General features: G+C 52.4%; 3 protein-coding genes. All 3 read right to left on the minus strand.

Annotated elements, in window-relative coordinates; all coding sequences use genetic code 11:
• On the minus strand, window positions 1-103 hold a 103-nt coding region (locus tag ACUU1I_RS20795), incomplete at its 3' end, for a phage tail protein (RefSeq protein ID WP_172948511.1).
• Window positions 90-461 (minus strand): head-tail joining protein, encoded by a 372-nt coding sequence (locus ACUU1I_RS20800; protein WP_000753027.1) that lies wholly within the window; start codon window positions 459-461, stop codon window positions 90-92. The genes ACUU1I_RS20800 and ACUU1I_RS20795, both read right to left, overlap by 14 nt.
• Before the next feature lie 11 nt (window positions 462-472).
• Complete coding sequence (gpFI, locus tag ACUU1I_RS20805) at window positions 473-874, minus strand: DNA-packaging protein FI (protein ID WP_001074424.1); 402 nt, start codon at window positions 872-874, stop codon at window positions 473-475.
• Window positions 875-908 lie beyond the last annotated feature (34 nt).

Consider the following 908-nt stretch of genomic DNA (forward strand, 5'->3'; position numbering starts at 1 on the left):
ACGCTTTCTGTGCCACACGGTTTATCGCCCATGCGCTGGCCTGTGGCACCATACGGGTATCAAGGCTGTTCAGATTGCGGATGGCATTCTCAAGCCCCTTCATAATATCGTCCTGCCCTTACGTTTCCCGGCAGCCCCTCACGCCGCAACCGGATATAACTACATCCGCCATCATCAGGGGTGATACGATCCACACAGAAAGACTCACGACTAATCATCAGCGAATCATTGCGACACAGCCGTAAAATATCTGCTGTTTTCACAAACAGGGATGGTAAAGAGTCTTCAATACGCACACCGCCGGCCACCAGAGAAATATTTTCAGGATCATCAAAAACCCCGGAAATCATGATCCCTTTTAGCCGGCCTGACGTAATGACCGCTCTAATCCCCATATTGCGAATAATGGCCTTGTCTGCGAGATCAAGTGCAACATCAAACAGATTATCGAAATCAGCCACGCTGCCTCCCGTTATTGCATTCTGGCCAGGCCACGTTCTGTCATTCCGGCTGCCACACCGGCAGAGACACGGAACGCCATTCCCGGCGGCACAAATGCCAGAGGTTCATCCCGCGTGGCATGAAGTGCATCGGTATGCAGCGTCACCAGTGCCACGACTGTAACCAGATCATCCATATTCTGAATCACGGTCTCCGGCTGCGCTGATATCACCTCATTTTCATGTCCGGTCAGCGCATTTTCCGGGTGGGCAGACTTATCCCGGATGTCAGTGTCATCCATATTGGCAAGTTCCTCCTCCAGCTCAGCCACACGCTGCGCAATATCTGCTGCGCTTCCCGAGATATCCGGCTCACGTCCCAGCGATGCTGCCAGTTCTCTCAGACGTTTCAGGTTATCGTCTTTCTTTGCCATATCTGTTCCTGTCCGAATAAAAAACGGGAGCCCG

The sequence above is a fragment of the Shigella sp. SIG3 genome, from assembly GCF_053555855.1.

What these genes read in the sequence shown, in the direction of transcription:
- gpFI (WP_001074424.1), bottom strand. Translation starts at nt 874, where the DNA reads ATGGCAAAGAAAGACGATAACCTGAAACGTCTGAGAGAACTGGCAGCA.